Raw genomic sequence first — 20,677 nt, forward strand, 5'->3', positions numbered from 1 at the left:
CGGTGTGACGGACATGACGGGCCGGGTACTCGGGCGCCTGCCCGGCTGTGACCGGTCGGCGGCGGCTGTCCGGCAGCCCGGTCCACGCGTCACGGCAGCCACGAGTCGAAGGAGCCCACGAACATGACGGACGTGTCGAGCATGGGGCCTGCTCCGGACGACGACCGGAAGGTGCTCACCAACCGACAGGGCCACCCCGTCCACGACAACCAGAACCAGCGCACGGTCGGCGCGCGCGGTCCGGCGACCTTGGAGAACTACCAGTTCCTGGAGAAGATCAGCCACTTCGACCGGGAGCGGATCCCGGAGCGGGTCGTCCACGCCCGGGGCGTGACCGCGTACGGCTACTTCGAGGCCTACGGCGCCTGGGGCGACGAGCCGATCAGCCGCTTCACCCGGGCCAAACTCTTCCAGGAACGCGGCAAGCGGACCGACCTGGCCGTCCGCTTCTCCACCGTCATCGGAGGCCGCGACTCCTCCGAGGCCGCCCGTGACCCACGCGGCTTCGCGGTGAAGTTCTACACGGAGGACGGCAACTGGGACCTGGTCGGCAACAACCTGGGCGTCTTCTTCATCCGGGACGCGATCAAGTTCCCGGACGTGATCCACGCCCTCAAACCCGACCCCGTGACCTTCGAACAGCAGCCCCGGCGCATCTTCGACTTCATGTCGCAGACACCCGAGGCCATGCACATGCTGGTCAACCTGTTCAGCCCGCGCGGTATCCCGGCGGACTACCGCCACATGCAGGGATTCGGCGTCAACACCTACAAGTGGGTCAACGAGGAGGGGCGGACCGTCCTGGTCAAGTACCACTGGATGCCCAAGCAGGGTGTGCGCAGCATGACCGAGGAGGACGCCGCGAACGTCCAGGCGCAGGGGCTCGGCCACGCCACCAAGGACCTGTACGAGGCCGTGGGGCGCGGCGACTTCCCGGAGTGGGAACTCCTCGTCCAGATGATGGACGACCACGACCATCCGGAGCTCGACTTCGACCCGCTGGACGACACCAAGACCTGGCCGGAGCAGGATTTCCCGCCCAAGCCGGTCGGCAGGATGGTGCTCGACCGGATGCCGGAGAACTTCTTCGCGGAGAACGAGCAGATCTCGTTCGGCACCGGCGTCCTCGTCGACGGTCTGGACTTCTCCGACGACAAGATGCTCGTCGGCCGCACCTTCTCCTACAGCGACACCCAGCGCCACCGCGTCGGCCCCAACTACCTCCAGCTGCCGGTGAACCACGCGAAGAACGCCGACGTACGCACCAACCAACGCGACGGCGCCATGACCTATCACGTCGACGGCGCCGGCGAGAACGCCGACGTCAATTACGAGCCCTCGATCCGGGGAGGTCTGCGCGAGGCCGAGTACCCCGCGCACGACGAGCAGGGACCGGAGATCAACGGGCGGCTCACCCGCAAGCGCATCCCCCGCACCAACGACTATCTGCAGGCCGGCCAGCGCTACCTGCTGCTGGAGGAGTGGGAACGCGACGATCTGGTCAAGAACTTCACCGACCTCCTCGCCCAGTGCGACCGGCCGGTGCAGGAACGCATGGTCTGGCACTTCCTGCTGGTGGAGAACGACCTCGGTCTGCGGGTCGGTGACGCCCTGGGCATCGGCCCCGACGACGTCTCGCACCTGGAGGCGCTGGCCTCCCAGGACCTGACCGACGAGGACCGGGAGCGCCTGGCCCGCCTCGGCAAGAACCCGCCGCGCGATGTCGAGGGCCTCACCATGACCCACTGTGTCCCGGACGAGCGGCACGTGGTGACCCGCTGACCGGCCATGTGCCGGGCGCGGCCCGACGACCCGCCCGGCACATGGTCCCGCGGGGTCTCACCCCGTCCTTTCTCCGGCTTCCGCGGAGCTCTCCACGGCGGGGGAGTAGGCGTCGGTGTCCAGGTCCCGGTGCCCGCCCCGGAGTTCGTACCGTGTACGCAGCGCGGCGGCGGCCTGTTCCTGGGTGGCCGAGGTGAGAGCGAAGTGCTGGCGGGCGTACTCCAGCACGTCGTCTATGTCCACCCGGCCTCGCAGCAGCCGTTCGCCCGCCCCTTCGTGACCGACGGATTCCAGCCGGGCCGCCAACGTCTTGCGCTGCGCGGCTATCGCGATGTCCGCCGCCACCCCCAGCTGTGCGCGCAGGTGGCGTGCGCGCCGCGCGGCCACCTCCCGCGACGTACGGCCGCGCCAGTGCACCAAGCGCCTCATTCCCAACCCCCTGACGGATCGGCGCCGCCCGAAGGTCCCGGACGGCGCATGACAAGTCGTGACCCGTCCGAGTACCCGGAGTGCCGGTATCCAGACGCGACGATTTCCGGCGAGATGCGGGTTGGCGATGGCGAGATGGCGGGTCGGCGATGCGCGTCGGCAGGGGGCCGAGGCCGCGGCCGGTCAGGCGGGCAGCTTCGCCCGCAGGCGGGCGGCCGCCGCGGCCGGCCCGGCGGTGGCACGGACCGAGCGGCGCACCAGATGTGCCTCGCGCCGCAGGTCATGGGCGCTGTGGCGACCACGCCACCACAGCGAGGGATGCCCGGCGGTGTCGTCCGCCGCGATGAGCAGCCCACCGAGCATCGAGAGGTTCTTCAGGAAGTGGATGCGCTGCTGGGCGCGGTCCGAGGGGTCCTCGGCCTCCCAGAAGCGGTGCCCGGCCAGCGTCGTGGGCACGAGCGTGCCGGCGATGGCCAGAGCCGCGACGCGCGGGACACGGCCCATGCCGAGCAGGACACCGGCCGCCACCTGCACGGCACCGCTGAGGCGTACGACCTGTTCGGTACGGTCGGGCAGCGCCTCGACGCGCTCGGTGAGCGGCTGGACGACGGGCTCGGCCACGGGGGCCACCGCCTTGGGATCGCGCACTGAGTTCAGGCCGCCGGCGACGAACATGGAAGCGAGCATCGGGCGGCCGACCATACGCAGAAGACTCATGGCCCTCTCCAGGGTGTGGGTGCGAGCGGTGTGGGGTGCAAGCTGCGCTCCCCGGGTTCCCGGCCGGTGCGAGCTCATTCGATGCCGGCCGTCCCACTCCGGAACGCCCGGTTCAGCTCCCGCAGGCCGGGAACGCGGTCCGTCGTACGACGAGGATCCGAGGCAGGAAAGAGACGGTGTGCTGATGACCGAGTACGAGCGTTCCCGCACGATGCCGGCCCAGCCGGAGCACGTCTTCGACCAGGCCGCCCAGGTCGAGCAACTGGACGCCTGGCTGCCCGAGGCCCTGCACGTGCACGCCGACGACCCGCCCGCCGTCACCGTGCACGAGGACCGGGCCGACCACGACACCCGGGCGCTGCTCCAGTCCCGTCGCGACCAGCTCCGGCTCGAATGGGGAACGCGCGACCAGGGCGACTACGCCGGCTGGCTGCAGGTCGCCGGGCTCGACAGCGGGGCCAGCGAGGTGACCGTGCACCTGTCGTTCCTCGACGACAGCCACGACCCCGGTCGGCAGACCGTGCACGACGCCCTGGACAGCAGCCTGCGCCGCCTGGAGGAACAGGTCCGGCTGCGCGTCGACCATGCGGCGGGCTGATGACCGTCTCGTAGGAAGTTCCTGTGAATTTCCGGGGAGCTTGAACGCCCGGGGCTCCGCCTGCGTATAGGGCCGGGGGATTTCCATGCCCGTACGGCCGAAACGCGCAGGAGCACTTCCGTGGGACACAACAGGCGCAGACGCCCAACAGGCGCACGACGTACGACCTTTGCCGCAGTGGCGCTGATGCTGGGCGGGGGCGGTCTGATGGCGGTCAACGTGTACGCCTCGGCGACCGACAGCGGCGGGTCGGACGACCAGGGGTCCGGCGGCGCCCGCGTTCTGGGCGCCGCGACGATCTACTGCCCGGACGTCGGTGCCCAGTTGACCACCGTGCCCGACGAGGCGCGGGCCGACGTGGACAAGGAACTCGCCTCTCTGGACCAGCAGGTCGCCGAGGCCTACCGGCAACTCCAGGACCCGGCACGGAACGCGCAGCCCGACAGTGGGATCATGGACCCCCTCAAGGACGACCGGGCCGCGACGATCGAGCGAATAGCCGCCGCCATCGACCGGACGGGTGACCGTCCGCAGGGACTCGACGCGATGGCGGACTGCACGCTGCGTGAGCCCGCCAACCAGACCGGCGATCAAAGCGGCGGCGAGGAACAGCAACAAGACGAGGAACAGCAGCAGGGCGACGGCCAGGACCAGGGCGACGGCGCCCAGCAGCCGGGCAACGGCGGTCAGGCCGGCAACGGCCCCGTCGCCGCCGACTTCGCCGACATCACCAGCGTCCAGCCCGCCGCGGCTGCCCCGGACGCCCAAGGCGACGCCTCGCGCGGCACCTTCGTCACCAGCTGCGGCGTGAACGAGGGCGGCCTGTTCAACTCGGACAACGTGATCGTCGCCCCGGGTGTCTCCAACGGTGCCCACCACTTCCACGACTACGTCGGCAACCAGGCCAACGACGCCTTCGCCGGCGACGAAGACCTCGCGAACGGCGACACGAGCTGCGAGGACCAGGGCGACAAGTCGTCGTACTACTGGCCTGTGCTGCGCCTGCAGAACGGCACGCAGGAGCAGGACGCGGCCGCCCCCGGGCGGCGGCATAGAGGGCAACGCCGGTGAGATCGTCACACCCCGGCAGGTCACCCTCACGTTCGTGGGCAGCCCGCGCGGCGAGGTCACGGCCATGCCGAGGCTCCTGCGCATCATCACCGGCGACGCCAAGGCGTTCGTCAACGGAACCGCCAACGCCAACGCGTCCTGGAGCTGCACCGGATTCGAGGACCGCCAGCTGAAGGACAAGTACCCGCTGTGCCCGCAGGGCAGTGACGTGGTCCGCACCTTCAAGTTCCAGAGCTGCTGGGACGGACGCAACATCGACAGCGCCAACCACCGCACCCACGTGGCGTTCGCCCAGGCCGACGGCGCCTGCCCCGCCGGGTTCCAGGCCATCCCGCAGCTCGTTCAGCGCATCGTGTACGACGTCGACGCGCCGAGCCTTCAGGACGGCGGCCGTACGACCCCGCTCTTCGCCGTGGACTCCTTCCCGGAGCAGCAGCACAAGCCCGTCACCGACCACGGCGACTTCATCAACGTCTTCGACGACGACCTCATGCGGGACATGGTCGACTGCATCAACGAGGGCCGTCAGTGCGGCCCGGACTCGGGCCAGGACCCCGGCAACGGCGAGAACCCGCAGGAGCAGCCGACGGACCAGCCGAGCGACCAGCCGTCCGAGGAGCCGCAGGAGCAGCCGGCGGCGACTCCCGCCCCCTCCGCCGGGGAGAACGGGGAGCAGGGCGGCAACGGCCAGGCGAAGCCCGACGCCTCACCCACCGCGCCGGCCGACGAACCCAAGGTCTACGCCACGCCCACTCCCGCCAGAAGCGCCACCGCCACTCTCCCCGAGGCCTGGTCGAACGACCTGGTCGAGAGCGGGGCGGACGACACCGCCTCCGTCACCCCGACGATCGGAGCGGCTGCGCAGTCCCCTGCCGGGGCGCAGACCGAACCCCAGACGGCCGGTGGCTCGCTGGCCGAGACCGGCAGCCAGCTGTGGCCGGCCGCGGCCGGGGCGGTTCTCCTCGTCTGCGGCTTCGTACTGCTGCGTCGCACCAGGCGAGGTTCCGTGTAGACCGCGGGCGGGCCTGCGGGCCCGCCGGGCTCGACGCGCGGAAAGGCGGCATCCTGCCTACGATCACTTGACGTGGGACACACTTTCGAAGAGCTCGTGGAGAAGCAGCGCGCGGCGGAACAGGCGCATCATCGGGTCGAAGACCTGAGCCGCGCCTACGGGCCGCCTGCCGAGCACAAGTGGTCCAAGAAGCAGACCGTCACGTACGAGACCGCGTTCCGGGCCTGGCGTGACCTGGATCGCGACATCCGGTCCGCGGTGGCGGAGTTCGCGAAGGAGCAGGGTCGGGCGCGCCGGCAGGTGGAGGCGGACGTGAGGGCGGCCGTGGCCCGTACGGAGTCGGAGTAGCGAACCGTTACGGCGGAACCGGGTTTTTGCCGTACCGGCAACTCTGATTGTCTGTTGGTCGGGCCCGCCGCAGGCTTGGTGCCATGACTCACATCCACCCGACCACTCGCATCCCCCCGACCCAGGCCGCCGAGTTCTGGGAAGCCCGCTACCGGGACAGCGAACGAGTCTGGAGCGGCCGCCCCAATCAGCTCCTCGTGCGGGAGGCGAGCCACCTCCCACCGGGCACCGCCCTGGACCTCGGCTGCGGCGAGGGGGCCGACGCGGTGTGGCTGGCAGCGCGCGGCTGGCAGGTCACCGGCATCGACATCTCGCACACGGCCCTCGAACGCGCCGCCTCGCACGCCGCCGAGGCAGGGGTGGGCGACCGTACGGCGTGGGAACGGCATGAGCTGGGCACGACGTTTCCCCGGGGCACCTTCGATCTGGTCAACGCCCAGTTCCTGCAGTCCCCGGTACGCCTCGACCGGGAGACGATCCTGCGGCAGGCGGCCGCGGCGGTCGCCGAGGGAGGCACGCTCCTGATCGTCATGCACGCCGGGTGGCCGTCGTGGCAGAGCGAAGCGCCCTTCGAGATGGAGTTCCCCGCTCTGGAGGGCACTCTTTCCGCGCTGGCGCTCGCGGAGGAGGGCTGGAGCGTGGAAACCATGGCCACCGTGCGCAAGGAGTGCGTCTCGCCCGAGGGCGCCGACGGCTTCCGTGAGGACCACGTCTGGCGGATCCGCCGCGGCTGAGGGCCGGAATCGGGGTCCGCGTTTGGAAGAGGCGGTGAACGGCTACCCGGCACGGGAAGCTACCCGCAGTCGAACGCGGCTTGGAGTGATGGAACGTGGCCGGAGACCAGAAGGCCAAGGCGAAGAAGGAACAGGCCAAGGGAAAGGCCAAGGAGGCGATCGGTCGCACCGCCGGCAACGAGCAGATGGAGGCCGAGGGCCGGGGCGGGCAGTCGAAGGGTGACGCCCGACAGGCCAAGGAGAAGATGAAGGACATCTTCAAGCACTGATGACGCGGAAAACTAGTGAACACTCGGCGGGATCCCCCTTCCTACTGCGGGGACCCCGCCGACCGCGCTGTTACCAGGTGACAAAGGCAACGAAAGCCACTGCGTTCCCGTGAGCACCGCCTGAGCGCACCCCGGTCACGGTCCTACCGTCCGGCTATGAACCTGAGTCGCAGCGAAAGAAGAACGTGGCGAAGCGCCGCGGCGGCGGTGCTGCTGATTGCGGGAGCACTCACGGCCGCCACCCCGAGTGACGCACAGGCACGCACCGAGCGGACCGAGACGCCCGTGGCGTCGACGTCCCCGGTCGCGGGGGTGACCGAGTCGGTGGTGCGGGTGAAGGTGCCCCTGCCCGCATCAGCCGGGGCCCGTCCGGCGGCGTGCGACTGGCTGTCGTACCTGCGCTACCGCTCCTCCGACGGACCCGACGCCTCGGCCGACGCAGACCGCGTCCTGGTGGCCCAGCCGGGCATCCTGGAAGGGGCCGGGGCGTTCGACAGCGTCGCCCGCAACACCGTGGCACGGGCCGCCGAGCAGGGCAGCCACATCGAGTTCTGGGCCCTGGACCGCCGCTCCAACTGCCTGGAGGACCGCACCGGCATCGCCTCCGGCGACCAGCACACGGCCATCGACTACTACTACCGTGGCAAGCAGGTCGAAGGGCGGACCTTCGACGGGTACGTCGGCAACGCCCGCCTCGGCTGGATGGCGAAGCTCGGCATCGAGCAGACCGTCCGCGACCAGTACGACCTGCTCGCCGCCGAACTGCCCGACCAGTCACTGCGCAAGCGAAAGGTGCTGTGCGGCGGCCACTCCCTGGGCGGCGTGATCACCGGCTACTTCGCGGCCGCCGACTTCGACGGCGACCGCACCACCACCGCGGACGCCGGCTTCAACCAGTGCGCCGGTTACTTCGCCCTCGACACCACCGTCTCCACCTCGCTGGCCGACCTCAGCGGCAGCATCCCGGACGACACCAACCTGCCCGACATCGGCCTCGGCCACGCCGCCGTACAGGCCGGACTCGACAGCGGCCTGCTGTCACGGACCCTGTCCGCGCCGGTGCTGCTCAACCCCGAGACGATGACCCTGCTCGCCATCGCCGGGATGGGCGCGGTCCGCGATCCCGGCGGCGAGGCCGACCTGCCGCGCTACCTTCCGTCCAACGTCAACGTCGAAGCCACCAACCGATTCCTGTTCTCCGAGGACACCGCCACCTTCCTCACCGGCTCACCCGCGGTGAAGGACTTCCGGCTCACCAACGCGGCGATGCTCGGAGCGTTGATGGACGACCACTCCGTACCGCTCGCGTTCCTGCAGAGCAGCGTCGGCTTCTTCGACGGCGGACCGGTCGCGGACAAGAACTTCCCCGCCGCCAACGGCAGCGACGAACAGCCCGCGCTCTTCGGCACCGAGTACAAAGCCATCCCCGACCAGCCGAACGGACCGCTGTACACCTGGCGCAATTACGACCGTGTCGGCGACCCCGACGACCCCGGGTACCGGTCGGCCGACGGGACGCCCTTCACCGATGCCGGCAAGGAGGTCACCGACGTTCAGGAGCTCGCCCGCAGCCTGGCCGAGCAGCCGCTGGACTTCACGGAGCAGTACTTCCCGACCAAGCTGGTCACCGACATCCAGCTGGCCACCTCACCCCAGGTGAAGCGGCTCGTCGTGCACCCCGACGGGCTCACGGCCAACCCGACGCTCACCGTCCTCGCGGGCGACGGGCTGCTGGCGGGCCGCGTCCCCGCCGATCTGGATCCCGTCGTCGCCGACGGCTACCAGCACCTCGACGTGCTGACCGCGGCGCCGGAGCAGAACGACGGCCGCCCCGAGGCCGTCTCCACCAACCTCGCGCGGTTCGCCCGGTCCCCCCGATAGCGGGTTGCGCACGAACGTGGGCCCGGGAGGTGATCCTCCCGGGCCCACGGGCTTGTGCGGCTCAGTTCTTCGCGGCTCAGACCTTGCCCGCCGCGAACGTGGCCGCCGCGTCGGCGTCGGCGCCGTAGCCGAGGTGGGCCAGCGTGTCGCCCCCGCCGTTCTCGCAGACCGGGTCGCCCTTGGCGCAGAAGTCGATGGTGCGGCTCTGGTAGGTGCCGGTGACGCTCTTGCCGATGGCCCGGATCGGGTTGCCGAACAGCAGAACGGCGGCGACCTTCGGTTCGAGTGCGGCGGGAATGGTCGCCACGATGGGACTGCCGACCACCGCACCGGCGCTGCTGATGCCGATGGAATTGTCGACGACGTTCGCGCCCTGCGAATAGCCCACCAGAATGAACCGCTGGTTCGGGCAGGAAGCCGCCTGGTTCCTGACGTGATTCACCACGTCCCTGTTTCCCTGTGCGGCCGAGGTGAGAGAAAGGTTGGCGGGATAGTTGACGGCGTAACTGGACAGGCTTTTGCCCGTCAGTTTCTTCTGCAGGGCGGAATACACCGGGTCGCCGACGATCAGGCCGAGCGTGCCGGGCTCGAAAGTGCCGCGGGCTGCGACGACGTCGATGTCCGAGCAGGCCGCGGCCGACGCCGTCGGCGCCGTGACGGTGGCCAGTCCGGCCCCGCCGGCCAGGGAGAGCACGGCGAGACACAAGCGGATACGCATGGGGGATCCTCCGGTTTTCGGGGCGCGCGGTGCGCCTGCGAAAAGGACGGTCCCGAAGGTATTCGCATTCCTGTCGGAGTGTTATGCAGCGAATTATGGAATGGCCGCGGATTTTTGTGCCCGCATGAGTACGGGGATCAGGAAAGGAATCATTGATGGGCGGCTCCCGACTCCCGCAATGCCTCGGCCCGCAGCGTGAGAATCAGGTCCAGCCGGGTCTCGGGATCGTGCAGGGCGTCCCCGAAGAGCTTCTCCAGCTGCCTGAGGCGGTAGCGGACCGTCTGCGGGTGGATGTGGAGCCGGGCGGCGACGTCGGGGACGTTGCTGCCGCTGAGCAGCCAGGCGAGCAGGGTCTCGGCGAGCCGGGGGCGCTGCCCGGCCGAGACGGTGTCGAGCGGAGCCAGGACCCGTGCCTGCAGGTGGGCGAGCAGCGGCTCGTCGCCGTGCAGCAGCAGCGTCGACAGATGGTCGGCGCAGCGCACCACGCCCTGCCGGGGAAGGATCCCGCGGCCCATCAGGCCCAGGGCCCGGCCGGCCCAGCGCAGCGACCGCGCCGCCTCGGTGACGTCGACCGTGGGGCCGATCGCGGCCGGTCGTCCGCGCAGCGCGAGGGCGAACGCCCGGCCGCCGAAGCGGCCGGACCCGTCCGGGTCGGGCACCAGCATGCGCGGCGGGCGCGACTCCATGTCCACCAGCGCGCCGGCGGCGACCAGCGGACGCTCCTCCTCGCGCTGGTCGGGCCCGGCCGCGAGCGCCACGACCGCGACCTGCCGCGGCACCGGCCACCGCGCGCCGTGTGCGAGGTCCTGCACGGTCTCCAGGGACACCGGCCCGTCGCCCAGCAGCAGGTCGAGCAGTCGTTTGCGTCGCCGTTCCAGCTCGTCCGTGTGGTGCGACCGGGCCTCCGCGTAGCCGGCCGCGGCCGCCTCCGCGACCTCGTGCACGGTCCGGAACGCGAGCTCGCCGAGCGCGGACACGACCGCCGAGTCCAGCCCGAGCTGTTCCGCCGTACGGCCCATCAGCCGCCAGGCGTGCAGCCCCCCGACCCGCAGGGCCGACTGCAGCGCGTCCAGGCTGCGGCCCTCCAGGGCCTCACCGCGCCCGAGTTCGTAGTACGTCGCGGCGATCGCGTCGCTCCGGCCGCGTGGGTCGGCGATGTGGTCGACGAACAGCGTCAGCGCCTGCACCACCCCGGCTCTGAGATTGCGTCGGTCATCCCTGTCTGCCAGGCGGAGGTACTCGGGAACCTGTCTGCGCACCTCCTCCTCCACCTCGTCGGCGACGGACTCGAGCTGGGCACGCAGCAGTTGGGCCAGATCGGGCGGCACCGGCCGGGCCGTGGGACCGGTCGGCACGCCGTGCGGGACGGGGACCGCCATCGCGGACACTCCTTTCACCCGGAAGCGGCTCACCCACGGGGTGTTTCCCATGGGGCGAGTGGGACGTCCCGTGTTGGACGGACGATCCCTGCGCTCCGTTCCGTGCCCCGCCGGCTCCGACATCACTCGGGCAGACCCAGGGCACGGGCGAGCATCGGCCACGACGCGGCGAACTCCCCTTTCCAGTAGGCCCAGTTGTGTCCCCCTCCCGCATAGAAGTGTGTGGTCACCGGGACGCCGCGGCGCGCGAGCGTGTCCGTGAAACTGTGCGCGGAGGGCCACAGCGCGCTCTCCAGCGCCCCGGGCAGCGGATCACCGCCCCCGCCGGCCAGTCCGCTGCCGTTGGAGACGTACAGGGCGGTGCCGCGCAGCCCTTCCGCGCGGGCGCGCGGGTTGAAGTCGCGCCAGGTCAGCAGGTTCAGGATCGGGTTGCCCCACAGGGAGTGGGCCGCCAGGTTCTCGCGGGCCACGATGGCGTCCATGATGTTGGGCACGCCGGGTGCCGTGGTGTCGAGGATGCCGCTGTAGGAGGCCGCGGCGGTGAACGCGCCCGGGTGCCGGGCCGCGTGCGCCATCGCCCCGTACCCGCCGGTGGACACCCCGGCCACGGCCCGTACGCCGGAGGCCCGGTAGGCGCTGCGGAGCAGGGCCGGCACCTCCCGCACCTGGAAGGTCTCGTAGTCGGGTCCGTCGCGCCAGGCGGTGGGGATTCCGGTGGGACCCGCGTCCGGCATCGCCACGATCAGGTTCCGGCCCTCCGTGAAGGCCTCGATGTCGGTCTCCCGGGTCCAGGAGGTGTAGTCGTCGTGGGCGCCGTGCAGCAGGTACAGCACGGGGTACGTCCGGGTCGGCTGTGTGTCGAATCCCGACGGAAGGATCAGCCGCACCGGCGCGGTGCGGCCCAGCGCGGCGGAGTTCACGGACACGTCCAGGGTGCGCGGCCCGAGCCGGGTCGCGGCCCGGGCACGCCCGGTGCCCGCCCCGGCTCCGAACAGGATGGCCAGACCGACGGCGGCGGCCGCCTTGGTGACGGCGCGCCGGGGCACTTCGGTGGTGCGGTGGGGCATGGCGGCTCCTCGGATCTCGGTTCAGTTGGTGTGCTCGGCCCCTCCGGCGGCGTGCGCCGATGCGCCGAGCAGACGCCGAAGATGGACGGCGATCTCGTCGACGTGCGGCGGATCGAGCAGCGACAGATGGTGTCCCCCCACGGGGACGACTTCCAGGCGCGAGCACACCTCGTCCCAGCCCAGTGCCTCGTCGTCCCGTTCGTACGCGGGGTCGCGCACGGTGTGCGGCGCGGGCTCGGTGGCCCGGTACAGGACCGCCCGCCCGTCGTAGGCGCCCGGCCGGTGCGCCTCGCCGATCGTCAGGTCCAGGTAGGAGGACCGCTGATGCTGCAGCGCCGCCGGCGGCACGTCGACGGCCTCGCGCAGCGCCCGCAGCACGGCGTCGATACGCTCCCCGTCGTCGTCCGTCGCCACGAGTTCGTCGTACGGCAGCTCCAGCCGGGCACCGTAGGTCTCGGCGACGTGCCGGGCGAAGCCCGCGAAGTGGTCGCGGATCCGGTCGGCCCGGGTGCGCCCCGGCTGAGGGAGGGGCCGCACGGAGTCGATGAGCACCACCAGATCGACGTCGCGCCCGGCGGCGGTCAGGTGCCGGGCAGTCTCCTGGGCGACGAACCCGCCGAAGGACCAACCGCCCAGCAGGCAGGGCCCGTCGGGATGGGCGGTGGCGATGGCCTCCGCGTAGCGGCGGGCCTTCTCGGTCACCGTGCGCGCCGCTTCCACCCGCTCCAGCCCGTACACCGGCCGGTCGTCACCGAGCCGTTCGGCCAGCGCCCGGTAGACGTCCGTCGGACCGCCGGCGGCATGCACGAGGAAGAGCGGAGGTCCGGAACCGGCGTCCCGCAGCACCCGCAACGGCGAGCCCTCGCCCACCGCCCGCCGGACCCGCCCGGCCGCCTCCTCGACGGTGGCGGTGCCGAGCAGGTCGCGCAGCGGCAGCTCGATCCCGAACTCCCGCTCCAAAGCCGTACGGATGCGGACGGCCATCAGCGAGTCCAGTCCGAGGTCCGCCCACGCGGCGTCCGGTGTGATCCGGGCCGCGGGGTGCCCGGTGACGGCGGCGACGTGGTGGCTGAGCCGGGCGAGCACGGAGGTGGACTCGGTGTGCCCGGCGGCGACCGGGGCGTCCGCCGACCCGTGGCCGACGGCGACGGGCGCATGCGCCGAGCTGTTCCCGGTGGCGACGTCGGGGGCGTTCGCCGACGTGTTCCCGGCGGCGACGGGTGCCTTGGCCGACCAGTCCCTGGTGCCGACGGGCGCCGACCCGTCGCGGCTGCGAGCGCCGTCCGTCCACCAGTGCCGCACATGCCGCCAGCGAGGTGCGGGCAGGTCGACGACACGGCCGGGCGGCAGGGGCAGAGGCACCCCCGCGGCGTACAGGGCACCGAGTTGTCGTACGAACCCCGCCGAGCCGTCCGCGTCGCGGCGCAGCGTGCCGACGGTGAGGGCGTCGGGCACGGTGTCGACGACGGCCCCCGTCAGGACCGGGTGCGGCGAGATCTCCACGAAGGTGGTGTGGCCGTCGGCGGCGGCCGCCGCCAGCGCCCGGTCCAGACGCACGGGCCGCCGTAGGTTGGCCGCCCAGTGCGCGGCGCCGAACTCGCTGTCGCCGCGCGGGTCGTCCAGGACGGTGGAGTACACCGGCACCCGCGGCCGCCGCCCCTGCAGCCCGGCCAGCGCCTCGGTCAGCTCCGGCAGCAACGCGTCCACCTGGGGCGAGTGTCCGGCGCCCACCACCCGCATGGCCCGCGCCGCCCGCCCTTCCCGCTCCAGCCGGCGTACGAGCAGAGCCACCTCCGCCTCGTCCCCGGTGACGACCTTGTGACGCGGCGAGGAGTGCACGGCCACCTGAACTCCGGGCAACTCCCGTGCCAACGCGTCCAGTTCACCGTCTTCCAGGTCCACGACCGCCATCGCGCCCCCGCTCAACCGGCCGAGCAGCCGGGCCCGTACGGCGATCACCCGGGCCGCGTCCGGCACGTCCAGGGCGCCCGCGCACACGGCGGCGGCCACCTCGCCCATGGAGTGGCCGATCACCGCGGCGGGTTCGACACCGTAGGAACGCCACAACTCGGCGAGTGCCACCTGAAGTCCGAACAGGACGGGCTGCGCGACCTCCAGGCGGTTGAGGCCGTCGCCGGACGCCAGCCGGTCGTACAGGGACAGTCCGCACTCCGGGGCCAGCTGGGGATCGAGCTTCTCCACGGCGGCCGCGAACGCCGGCTCCTCCTCCAGCAGCCGCCGGCCCATGCCGGCCCACTGGCTGCCGTACCCGGAGAAGACCCACACCGGCCCGCGCCCGACGAGACCACTCCCGCTCGTGACGAGCCGCGCATCGGTCCGTCCTGCCGTCAACGCCTCCAGGGCGTCGGTGAGTTCGTCCCGGTCGCGGGCGGCGACGGCGGCCCGTACGGGCCCGCGGCCGGTGCGCCCGGCGAGTGTGCGTGCCACGTCGGCTAGGCGGGCGGTGCGCCCCTCGCCCGTGCGGAGCCAGTCGGCGAGCCGGGAGGCGGTGTCGTGGAGGCGCTCGGTGTCGATGTCGGAGAGCGGGTACAGACGGGCGGCGGGCTCCTGGCCGGCGCCGGGCAGCAGGGTTCCGGGCCGCCATTCCTCCAGTACGGCGTGGGCGTTGGTGCCGCTGAACCCGAAGCCGGAGACGCCGGCGACGGCCGTGCCGCCGTAGCGGGGCCACGGCTCGGGCTCGGTCACCACCCGCAGGCGTGTGTCGCCCAGGGCGCCGTCGGCGCAGTGCAGGGAGGACGGGATGCGGTCGTGGTGGAGGGCGAGGACCGTCTTCACCAGTCCGGCGATGCCCGCGGCGGACTCCAGGTGGCCGACATTGCCCTTGACGGAACCGAGCAGCAGGGGCTGGTCGGGGTCGCGGCCGGCGCCGAGCACGGCATCCAGCGCGCCCGCCTCGATCGGGTCGCCGAGGGGAGTGCCGGTCCCGTGCGCCTCGACGTAGTCGACATACGCCGGATCGAGCCCGGCCCGGGCGTACGCGCTTCTCAGCACGGCCTGCTGGGCGGCCGGGTTGGGCGCCATCAGGCCGCCCGAGCGGCCGTCGGAGTTCACGGCGGTGGCACGGACGACGGCCAGTACCCGGTCCCCGTCCCGTTCCGCGTCGGAGAGCCGCTTCAACAGCACGGCCGCGCACCCCTCACCACGGCCGATCCCGTCGGCCGCCGCCGAGAACGGCTTGCACCGGCCGTCCGGCGCCAGCGCCCCGGCCCGCCTGAACGCGACACCGACGGTGGGGGAGAGCAGCAGGTTGACCCCGGCGGCGATCGCCGTGTCGCTCTCACCGGTCCGCAGGCTGACACAGGCCTGGTGCAGGGCGACCAGCGAGGAGGAACAAGCCGTGTCGACGGCCACGCTCGGCCCGTGGGTGTCCAGGACGTACGCCAGGCGTCCCGCGGCGACACTCAGGGCCGCACCGGCCGGCGCCCACGGATCGACGGCGGCCGGGTCGGCACCGGTGAGCTGCCCGTACTCCGGGGCGGAGATGCCGACGAAGACACCGGTGGCGGTGCCCGCCAGGGACGCGGCCGGGATTGCGGCGTGGTCGAGCGCCTCGTGGACGACCTCCAGCAGGATCCGCTGCTGAGGGTCCATCACCGCCGCCTCGCGCGGGGTGACGTGGAAGAAGTCCGCGTCGAACCCGGCGACGTCGTCGAGATAGCCGCCGTACGGGGACGCGTCGGCGGGCGGAAACGCGGTGAAGTCACGCCACCGGTCCTCCGGCACCCGCCGGATCGCGTCGACGCCCTCGCTCAGCAGCCGCCAGTAGTCGGCCGGCCCGTGCACCCCGCCGGGCAGCCGGCAACCGACCCCGATGACCGCGACGGGCTCACCGGGCGACACCGTGGGAGCCACCGGGAGTGGGGCGATCTCCTCCGCCCAGCCGCACAGACGGGCCACCAGCGCTTCGCCGGTCGGCGTCTCCCACAGCAGTGTGGAGGGCAGTTCGCGACCGAGCGCGTGCGAGAGCTGCCCGGCCAGGGCGACCGCGTCCCGTGAGGACATGCCGAGGTCGGCGAGCGGCCGGTCCATGGGGACGTTCTCGGGAGCCATGTCGTTCCAGGCGGCCACCCGCTCGGCGATCATCCGGCGCAGCGCGGCCTCGTCGGCGGCCGTCATGCCGCGCCCCCCGCCGCCCCGACGGGCTGCCCGTAGGCGCCCTCCAGATAGCGCGCCCGCGTGAGCGCCCGCGACACCTTGCCGCTCGACGTACGCGGCACCGTCCCCGGAGCCACGAGCACCACGTCCGCGGGCCGCAGCCCGTGCCGTACCGAGACCGCGGCGCGCACCGTCCGCACCAGAGCCGGTACGTCGATCGCGTCGAGGTGCGCCGTGCGCGCGTGCTCGGCCACGACCACGACCCGCTCGCCCTCCGGACTGGGCACGGGGAACGCGGCGAGCCGGTCGCGGCGCACCGCCGGATGCGCCTCCTGGGCCGTGGCCTCCACGTCCTGCGGGTAGTGGTTGCGCCCGTCGACGACGATGAGGTCCTTCAGCCGCCCGGTGACCACCAGCTGCCCGTCCAGCACCGTCCCCAGATCACCGGTGCGCAACCAGCGGCCGCCGGCTCCGGGATCGGCCAACTCCCCGCCGAAGACGTCCCGGGTCTCCGAAACCCGGTTGCGGTAGCCGCGGCCGACGTTGGGTCCCTGCACCCGGATCTCACCGACCTCCCCCTCCGGCAGGACGACACCCGTCGCGGGGTCGGTGATCCGCACCCGCTGACCCGCCGGCGTTCCGCAGCCGGCCAGCAGCACGGCCCTGGGATCGTCCGGCCGCGCGGGCAGGGCCTTGCCGGCGGCGAGGGCGTCCCGGTCCAGGGCGAACCGCCGCAACGGCTCATCGGGCCGGGCGGCACTGACGAACACCGTCGCCTCGGCAAGCCCGTACGAGGGACAGTGACTTTCCGGCGGCAGCCCCCGCTCGGCGAACGCGGCGTGGAAGCGGTCGACGGTGCCGGGCCGCACCGGCTCGCTCCCGTTGATCAGCGCGACGACGTCGTTCAGCCGCAGATCCGCCTTCTGTTCGGCGGTGACGGCGGCGGCACAGTAGTCGTAGGCGAAGTTGGGCGCGGCGGTGAGCGTCCGCGGATGCGCGGCCAGCAGCCGCAGCCAACGCACCGGCTGGTGCAGGAACGCCGCGGGATCCATGAGCACCGACAGCAGCCCCCGCACGACCGGGGCGGCCACACTCAGCACCAGCCCCATGTCGTGGTACAGCGGCAGCCAGCCGACACAGGTCACCGGGTGCGCGTCGGCGCCGTAGGCGGACAGCGCCTGCCGTGCGTTGGCGACGACATTGCCGTGCGTGATCTCCACGCCCGCCGGCGCCCGCGTCGACCCGGAGGTGTACTGCAGATAGGCGACCGCCTCCGGGTCGACGGCGACCGGCCGAAAGTGCTCGGCGGCGGCATCGGCGACCTGGTCCGCGCCGACGACGCGCACGGACTCGTCCGCGCAGAACTCCCGTACGGTCTCCACTTCGCGGCGGGTGGTCACCACGACCGAGGGGGACGCGTCGGCCAGCACCCCGGCGAGCCGGTCGGCATGGCCCGGCAGACCGGGCGGGTACAGCGGTACGGCGACCATCCCGGCGGCCAGTGCCGCCAGGAACCCGGTGACGTACTCGACGCCCTGCGGGCACAGCAGTGCCACCCGCGCCCCTGGTTCGGCCTCCTCGGCGAGCCGGGCGGCGAGCGCCTGCACCCGCAGGTCCAGGCGCCGCCAGGTCAGGGTGCGGTGCACGCCGCGCGAGTGCGGGGCGGGATGGTCGACGAAGGTGAAGGCCCGTCGGTCGGGGGCGGCTTCGGCCCAGTGCCGCACGTACTCCGGCAGGGTCCGGCACGCGGGCGTGAGCGGGGGGCGGCTGTCCATCAGGGGAGTGGCTCCTCACGTCGCGGAAGCGTCTTGCGGGGCGGAGGCGTTGCGCGGTGGAACGGGCCGGAGGCTCAGAGCGGGATGTTGCCGTGCCGTCGCTGCGGCATCGGTGCCCGCTTGCCCCGCAGGGTGCGCAGGGCGCGGCAGATGTGGGCGCGGGTCTCGCGCGGCGCGATGACGGCGTCGACGTATCCGCGTTCGGCCGCGAGATAAGGGGTGCCGTACGTGCTCTCGTACGCGGCGACGAGTCGGGCGCGCAGCGCCTCGGGATCGTCCGAGGCGGCGAGTTCACGCCGGTGCAGCACCCCCACCGCTCCCTCCGCGCCCATGACGGCGATCCGCGCGGTGGGCCAGGCGAGGTTGACGTCGGCGCCCAGATGCTTGGATCCCATCACGGCGTAGCCGCCCCCGTACGCCTTGCGGACGACCACGGTCACCTTGGGAACGGTCGCCTCGGCGTAGGCGTACAACAGCTTGGCGCCCCGCCGGATGATCCCGCCCCGCTCCTGGCGCACGCCGGACAGATAGCCCGGCACGTCGGCGAAGGTCAGCAGCGGGATGCCGAACGCGTCGCAGAACCGCACGAAGCGCGCGGCCTTCTCGGAGGCGTCGATGTCGAGCACCCCGGCCGAATGCAGCGGCTGGTTGGCGACGACCCCGACCGAACGGCCCTCGACCCGTGCCAGCGCACAGATGATGTTCGGCGCGAACAACTCCTGCACATGGAGGAGTTCACCGTCGTCCACGACCGCCCGCAGGATGTCCCGCATGTCGTAGACCTGCCCGAGCCGGTCGGGGACGATCTCGTCGAGCAGGTCGGCGGCGGGCGCGGCTCCGGGTGCGTACTCCGGGGGCCGTTCGAGATTGTTGGCGGGCAGGTACGACAGCAGTTCCCGTACGGTCTCCAGGGCGTCGCCCTCGTCGGCGGCGAGGAAGTGCGCGTTGCCGTTGACGGCGTTGCTGGCACGGGCGCCGCCCAGGTCCTCGGCGGTGGTGCGCTCGCCGGTCACGGCCTCGATGACGTCGGGCCCGGTGACGAACATGTGCGAGGCGCCGTCCACCATCACCGTGAAGTCGGTGATGGCCGGCGAGTACGCGGCCCCGCCCGCGCACGGCCCCAGCACGACCGAGAGCTGCGGGATCACCCCGGACGCCTGCACGTTGCGGCGCACCAGCTCGGCGTAGAGGGCGAGCGAGGCGACGCCCTCCTGGATGCGGGCGCCGCCGGAGTCGTTGAGCCCGACGACCGGACAGCCGGTCTTCAGGGCCAGGTCCATCAGGGCGACGGTCTTCTCCCCGAAGGCCTCGCCCATGCTGCCGCCGAAGACGGTGGAGTCCTGGGCGAACACACACACCGGACGGCCGTCGACCGTACCGTGACCGGTGACGACCCCGTCACCGTACGGCCGACGCCCCCCTCCCTCGGCGAAGCGGGCGCGGACGAACTGTCCCGTCTCGGTGAAGGACCCCGGGTCGAGCAGTCTTTCGATCCGCTCCCGCGCCCCGAACTCCCCGCGTCTTCTCGGGCCGCCCGGTGCCACCGCCGCCGCTCGGCGGCGTTGCAGGTCGGCGACACGGTCGACGGTTCGGTCGGTCGAGCTCGCCGTCTCCGCTGCCTCGGGTGTCGTCACCTCAGTCGTCACAGCCACCTCCGAAGTCGCCTTCGAATATGGCAGCGACCGGAGGGAGGGCCGGGCGGATCGGCGTCGTGTTTGCCTTAGGTGAGTGCGGCGCGGCGCCGCTTAGTCCCGGAGTGACAAGCGGCCCCTCGTGAGGCGTCGGCACCAGCCCGTCCGGGTGGCGAGCACAGCGGTGAACGATCGACGGCTCGGGAGGCCCTCTTCCCTGTGCCGGCGACGTCGTGACGAGCGGTCGCCGACCGGCTTCCCCCGTCCGCGACCGCTCGCAACCTGGGAGGCGTCGTCGGTGCGGGCCGGTACCTGACAGATGTCAGGGTGACGAGCCGGAGCCGGCCCGGGGCGCCGGTAAAGCCGGCGAGGCCGCCACCCGGCGCACGAGTGGCGACCCCGGCCGCTATCGCGTCCGGCACGGTCAGGCCAGGTTTCCGGCGGCCCTGTTGCGGCGCGCCATGTACAGACCGCCGCCCGCGACCGCCAGGACGGCCAGCCCACCGGCGGTCACACCCGGCGAGGCAAGTGCGCCGCCTCCGGTGTGCACCCCACCATGGGGCTTGTCGTAGCCGCCCTTGGAGTGGCCACCGCTGTACGAGTCCTTGTAGGTCTCCGAGTCGTGCTTGTCGTAGCCGTCCTTGGAGTGGCCGCCGTTGTACGAGTCCTTGTAGGTCTCCGGGTCGTGCTTGGTGTCCTTGTACGCCTCCGTGCCGTCCTTGTCGTTCCGGTACGTCTCCGGGTCGTGCTTGGGGTCCCGGGCCGTGGCCCACTCCTCGTCGTCCGCCACGGTCAGCGCGCCGCCACCGGTGTGCATGCCACCGCGCGGCGCGTCGTGCTTTCCGTCCTTGCCGTGCTCCTTGCCGTATGAAGAGCTTTCATGACTGTCCGACGACTTCTCGCGGCCCCAGTCGCCATCGGCCGCGTGAGCGCCGGGAGCGGCGATCCCGACGACCGCCGCGGCCGCCGCCGTGGCCAGAAGCATGCGTGTAGAGCGCATCTGCATTCCTTCCGCCTGGTCGGGACAGCTGCCACTTCGTCAGCCGACGTGACCCGACCTCGACGTGATCCACCGTCAGTCAGTTCCGGTGATCTCACCACTCCAGAGGCTCACTCGGGCGAACGGCGCGGTCGCCCGGACCGGTGTCGG

The 20,677-nt window shown here is 72.1% G+C and carries 15 protein-coding genes and 1 pseudogene; 7 read left to right on the top strand and 9 right to left on the bottom strand.

The features are described from left to right. Positions 1–123 precede the first annotated feature (123 nt). Positions 124–1,782 (top strand): catalase, encoded by a 1,659-nt coding sequence (locus ACFWWR_RS06450; protein WP_383865348.1) that lies wholly within the window; start codon positions 124–126, stop codon positions 1,780–1,782. Between the two features lie 57 nt (positions 1,783–1,839). Here the strand turns inward: ACFWWR_RS06450 and ACFWWR_RS06455 are convergent, their stop codons facing one another. Next, positions 1,840–2,211, bottom strand: coding sequence for a hypothetical protein (locus tag ACFWWR_RS06455; protein WP_384302243.1), 372 nt, complete (start codon positions 2,209–2,211; stop codon positions 1,840–1,842). Positions 2,212–2,394: 183 nt separating this feature from the next. After that, the gene (locus ACFWWR_RS06460; protein ID WP_383865352.1) at positions 2,395–2,928 is read right to left on the bottom strand and encodes a DoxX family protein; all 534 of its coding nucleotides are present in this window, start codon (positions 2,926–2,928) and stop codon (positions 2,395–2,397) included. 184 nt (positions 2,929–3,112) lie between these two features. On the opposite strand from ACFWWR_RS06460, the gene ACFWWR_RS06465 reads away from it, so the two are divergent. The 6 genes and pseudogenes from ACFWWR_RS06465 to ACFWWR_RS06490 all read left to right on the top strand — a co-directional run bounded on the left by ACFWWR_RS06465 (position 3,113) and on the right by ACFWWR_RS06490 (position 8,841). Next, complete coding sequence (locus ACFWWR_RS06465; RefSeq protein WP_384302245.1) at positions 3,113–3,526, top strand: SRPBCC family protein; 414 nt, start codon at positions 3,113–3,115, stop codon at positions 3,524–3,526. A gap of 186 nt (positions 3,527–3,712) precedes the next feature. Further along, a pseudogene (locus ACFWWR_RS06470) lies at positions 3,713–5,609 on the top strand (DUF1996 domain-containing protein). Positions 5,610–5,681: 72 nt separating this feature from the next. Next, positions 5,682–5,957: a hypothetical protein gene (locus ACFWWR_RS06475; protein ID WP_383865355.1), complete on the top strand. Its 276-nt coding sequence runs from the start codon at positions 5,682–5,684 to the stop codon at positions 5,955–5,957. Between the two features lie 83 nt (positions 5,958–6,040). After that, on the top strand, positions 6,041–6,691 hold the full coding sequence (locus tag ACFWWR_RS06480; RefSeq protein WP_383865357.1) for a class I SAM-dependent methyltransferase: 651 nt from the start codon (positions 6,041–6,043) through the stop codon (positions 6,689–6,691). Between the two features lie 95 nt (positions 6,692–6,786). Continuing rightward, positions 6,787–6,960, top strand: coding sequence for a CsbD family protein (locus ACFWWR_RS06485; protein WP_383865359.1), 174 nt, complete (start codon positions 6,787–6,789; stop codon positions 6,958–6,960). Positions 6,961–7,116: 156 nt separating this feature from the next. Continuing rightward, the gene (locus ACFWWR_RS06490; protein WP_383865361.1) at positions 7,117–8,841 is read left to right on the top strand and encodes a hypothetical protein; all 1,725 of its coding nucleotides are present in this window, start codon (positions 7,117–7,119) and stop codon (positions 8,839–8,841) included. Between the two features lie 76 nt (positions 8,842–8,917). Here the strand turns inward: ACFWWR_RS06490 and ACFWWR_RS06495 are convergent, their stop codons facing one another. From ACFWWR_RS06495 to ACFWWR_RS06525, 7 genes are all read right to left on the bottom strand, one after another. After that, a complete protein-coding gene (locus ACFWWR_RS06495) occupies positions 8,918–9,559 on the bottom strand; it encodes a cutinase family protein (protein WP_383865363.1) in 642 nt (213 codons plus the stop codon). A 149-nt stretch (positions 9,560–9,708) separates the two neighbouring features. After that, positions 9,709–10,938, bottom strand: a complete 1,230-nt coding sequence (locus ACFWWR_RS06500) for a PucR family transcriptional regulator (protein WP_384302247.1) — start codon at positions 10,936–10,938, stop codon at positions 9,709–9,711. Positions 10,939–11,060: 122 nt separating this feature from the next. After that, positions 11,061–12,005: an alpha/beta hydrolase gene (locus ACFWWR_RS06505; RefSeq protein WP_384302249.1), complete on the bottom strand. Its 945-nt coding sequence runs from the start codon at positions 12,003–12,005 to the stop codon at positions 11,061–11,063. A gap of 21 nt (positions 12,006–12,026) precedes the next feature. Next, on the bottom strand, positions 12,027–16,142 hold the full coding sequence (locus ACFWWR_RS06510) for an acyltransferase domain-containing protein (RefSeq protein ID WP_384302251.1): 4,116 nt from the start codon (positions 16,140–16,142) through the stop codon (positions 12,027–12,029). After that, positions 16,139–17,896 (bottom strand): fatty acyl-AMP ligase, encoded by a 1,758-nt coding sequence (locus tag ACFWWR_RS06515; protein WP_384302253.1) that lies wholly within the window; start codon positions 17,894–17,896, stop codon positions 16,139–16,141. The genes ACFWWR_RS06510 and ACFWWR_RS06515 overlap by 4 nt, the downstream gene beginning before the upstream one ends. Before the next feature lie 74 nt (positions 17,897–17,970). Then, positions 17,971–19,542, bottom strand: coding sequence for an acyl-CoA carboxylase subunit beta (locus ACFWWR_RS06520; protein WP_383865373.1), 1,572 nt, complete (start codon positions 19,540–19,542; stop codon positions 17,971–17,973). Between the two features lie 409 nt (positions 19,543–19,951). Further along, positions 19,952–20,527, bottom strand: a complete 576-nt coding sequence (locus ACFWWR_RS06525; RefSeq protein WP_383865375.1) for a hypothetical protein — start codon at positions 20,525–20,527, stop codon at positions 19,952–19,954. Positions 20,528–20,677: the final 150 nt, after the last annotated feature.

The organism is Streptomyces sp. NPDC058678, from assembly GCF_042714835.1.
In the GTDB taxonomy this organism is placed as follows: domain Bacteria; phylum Actinomycetota; class Actinomycetes; order Streptomycetales; family Streptomycetaceae; genus Streptomyces.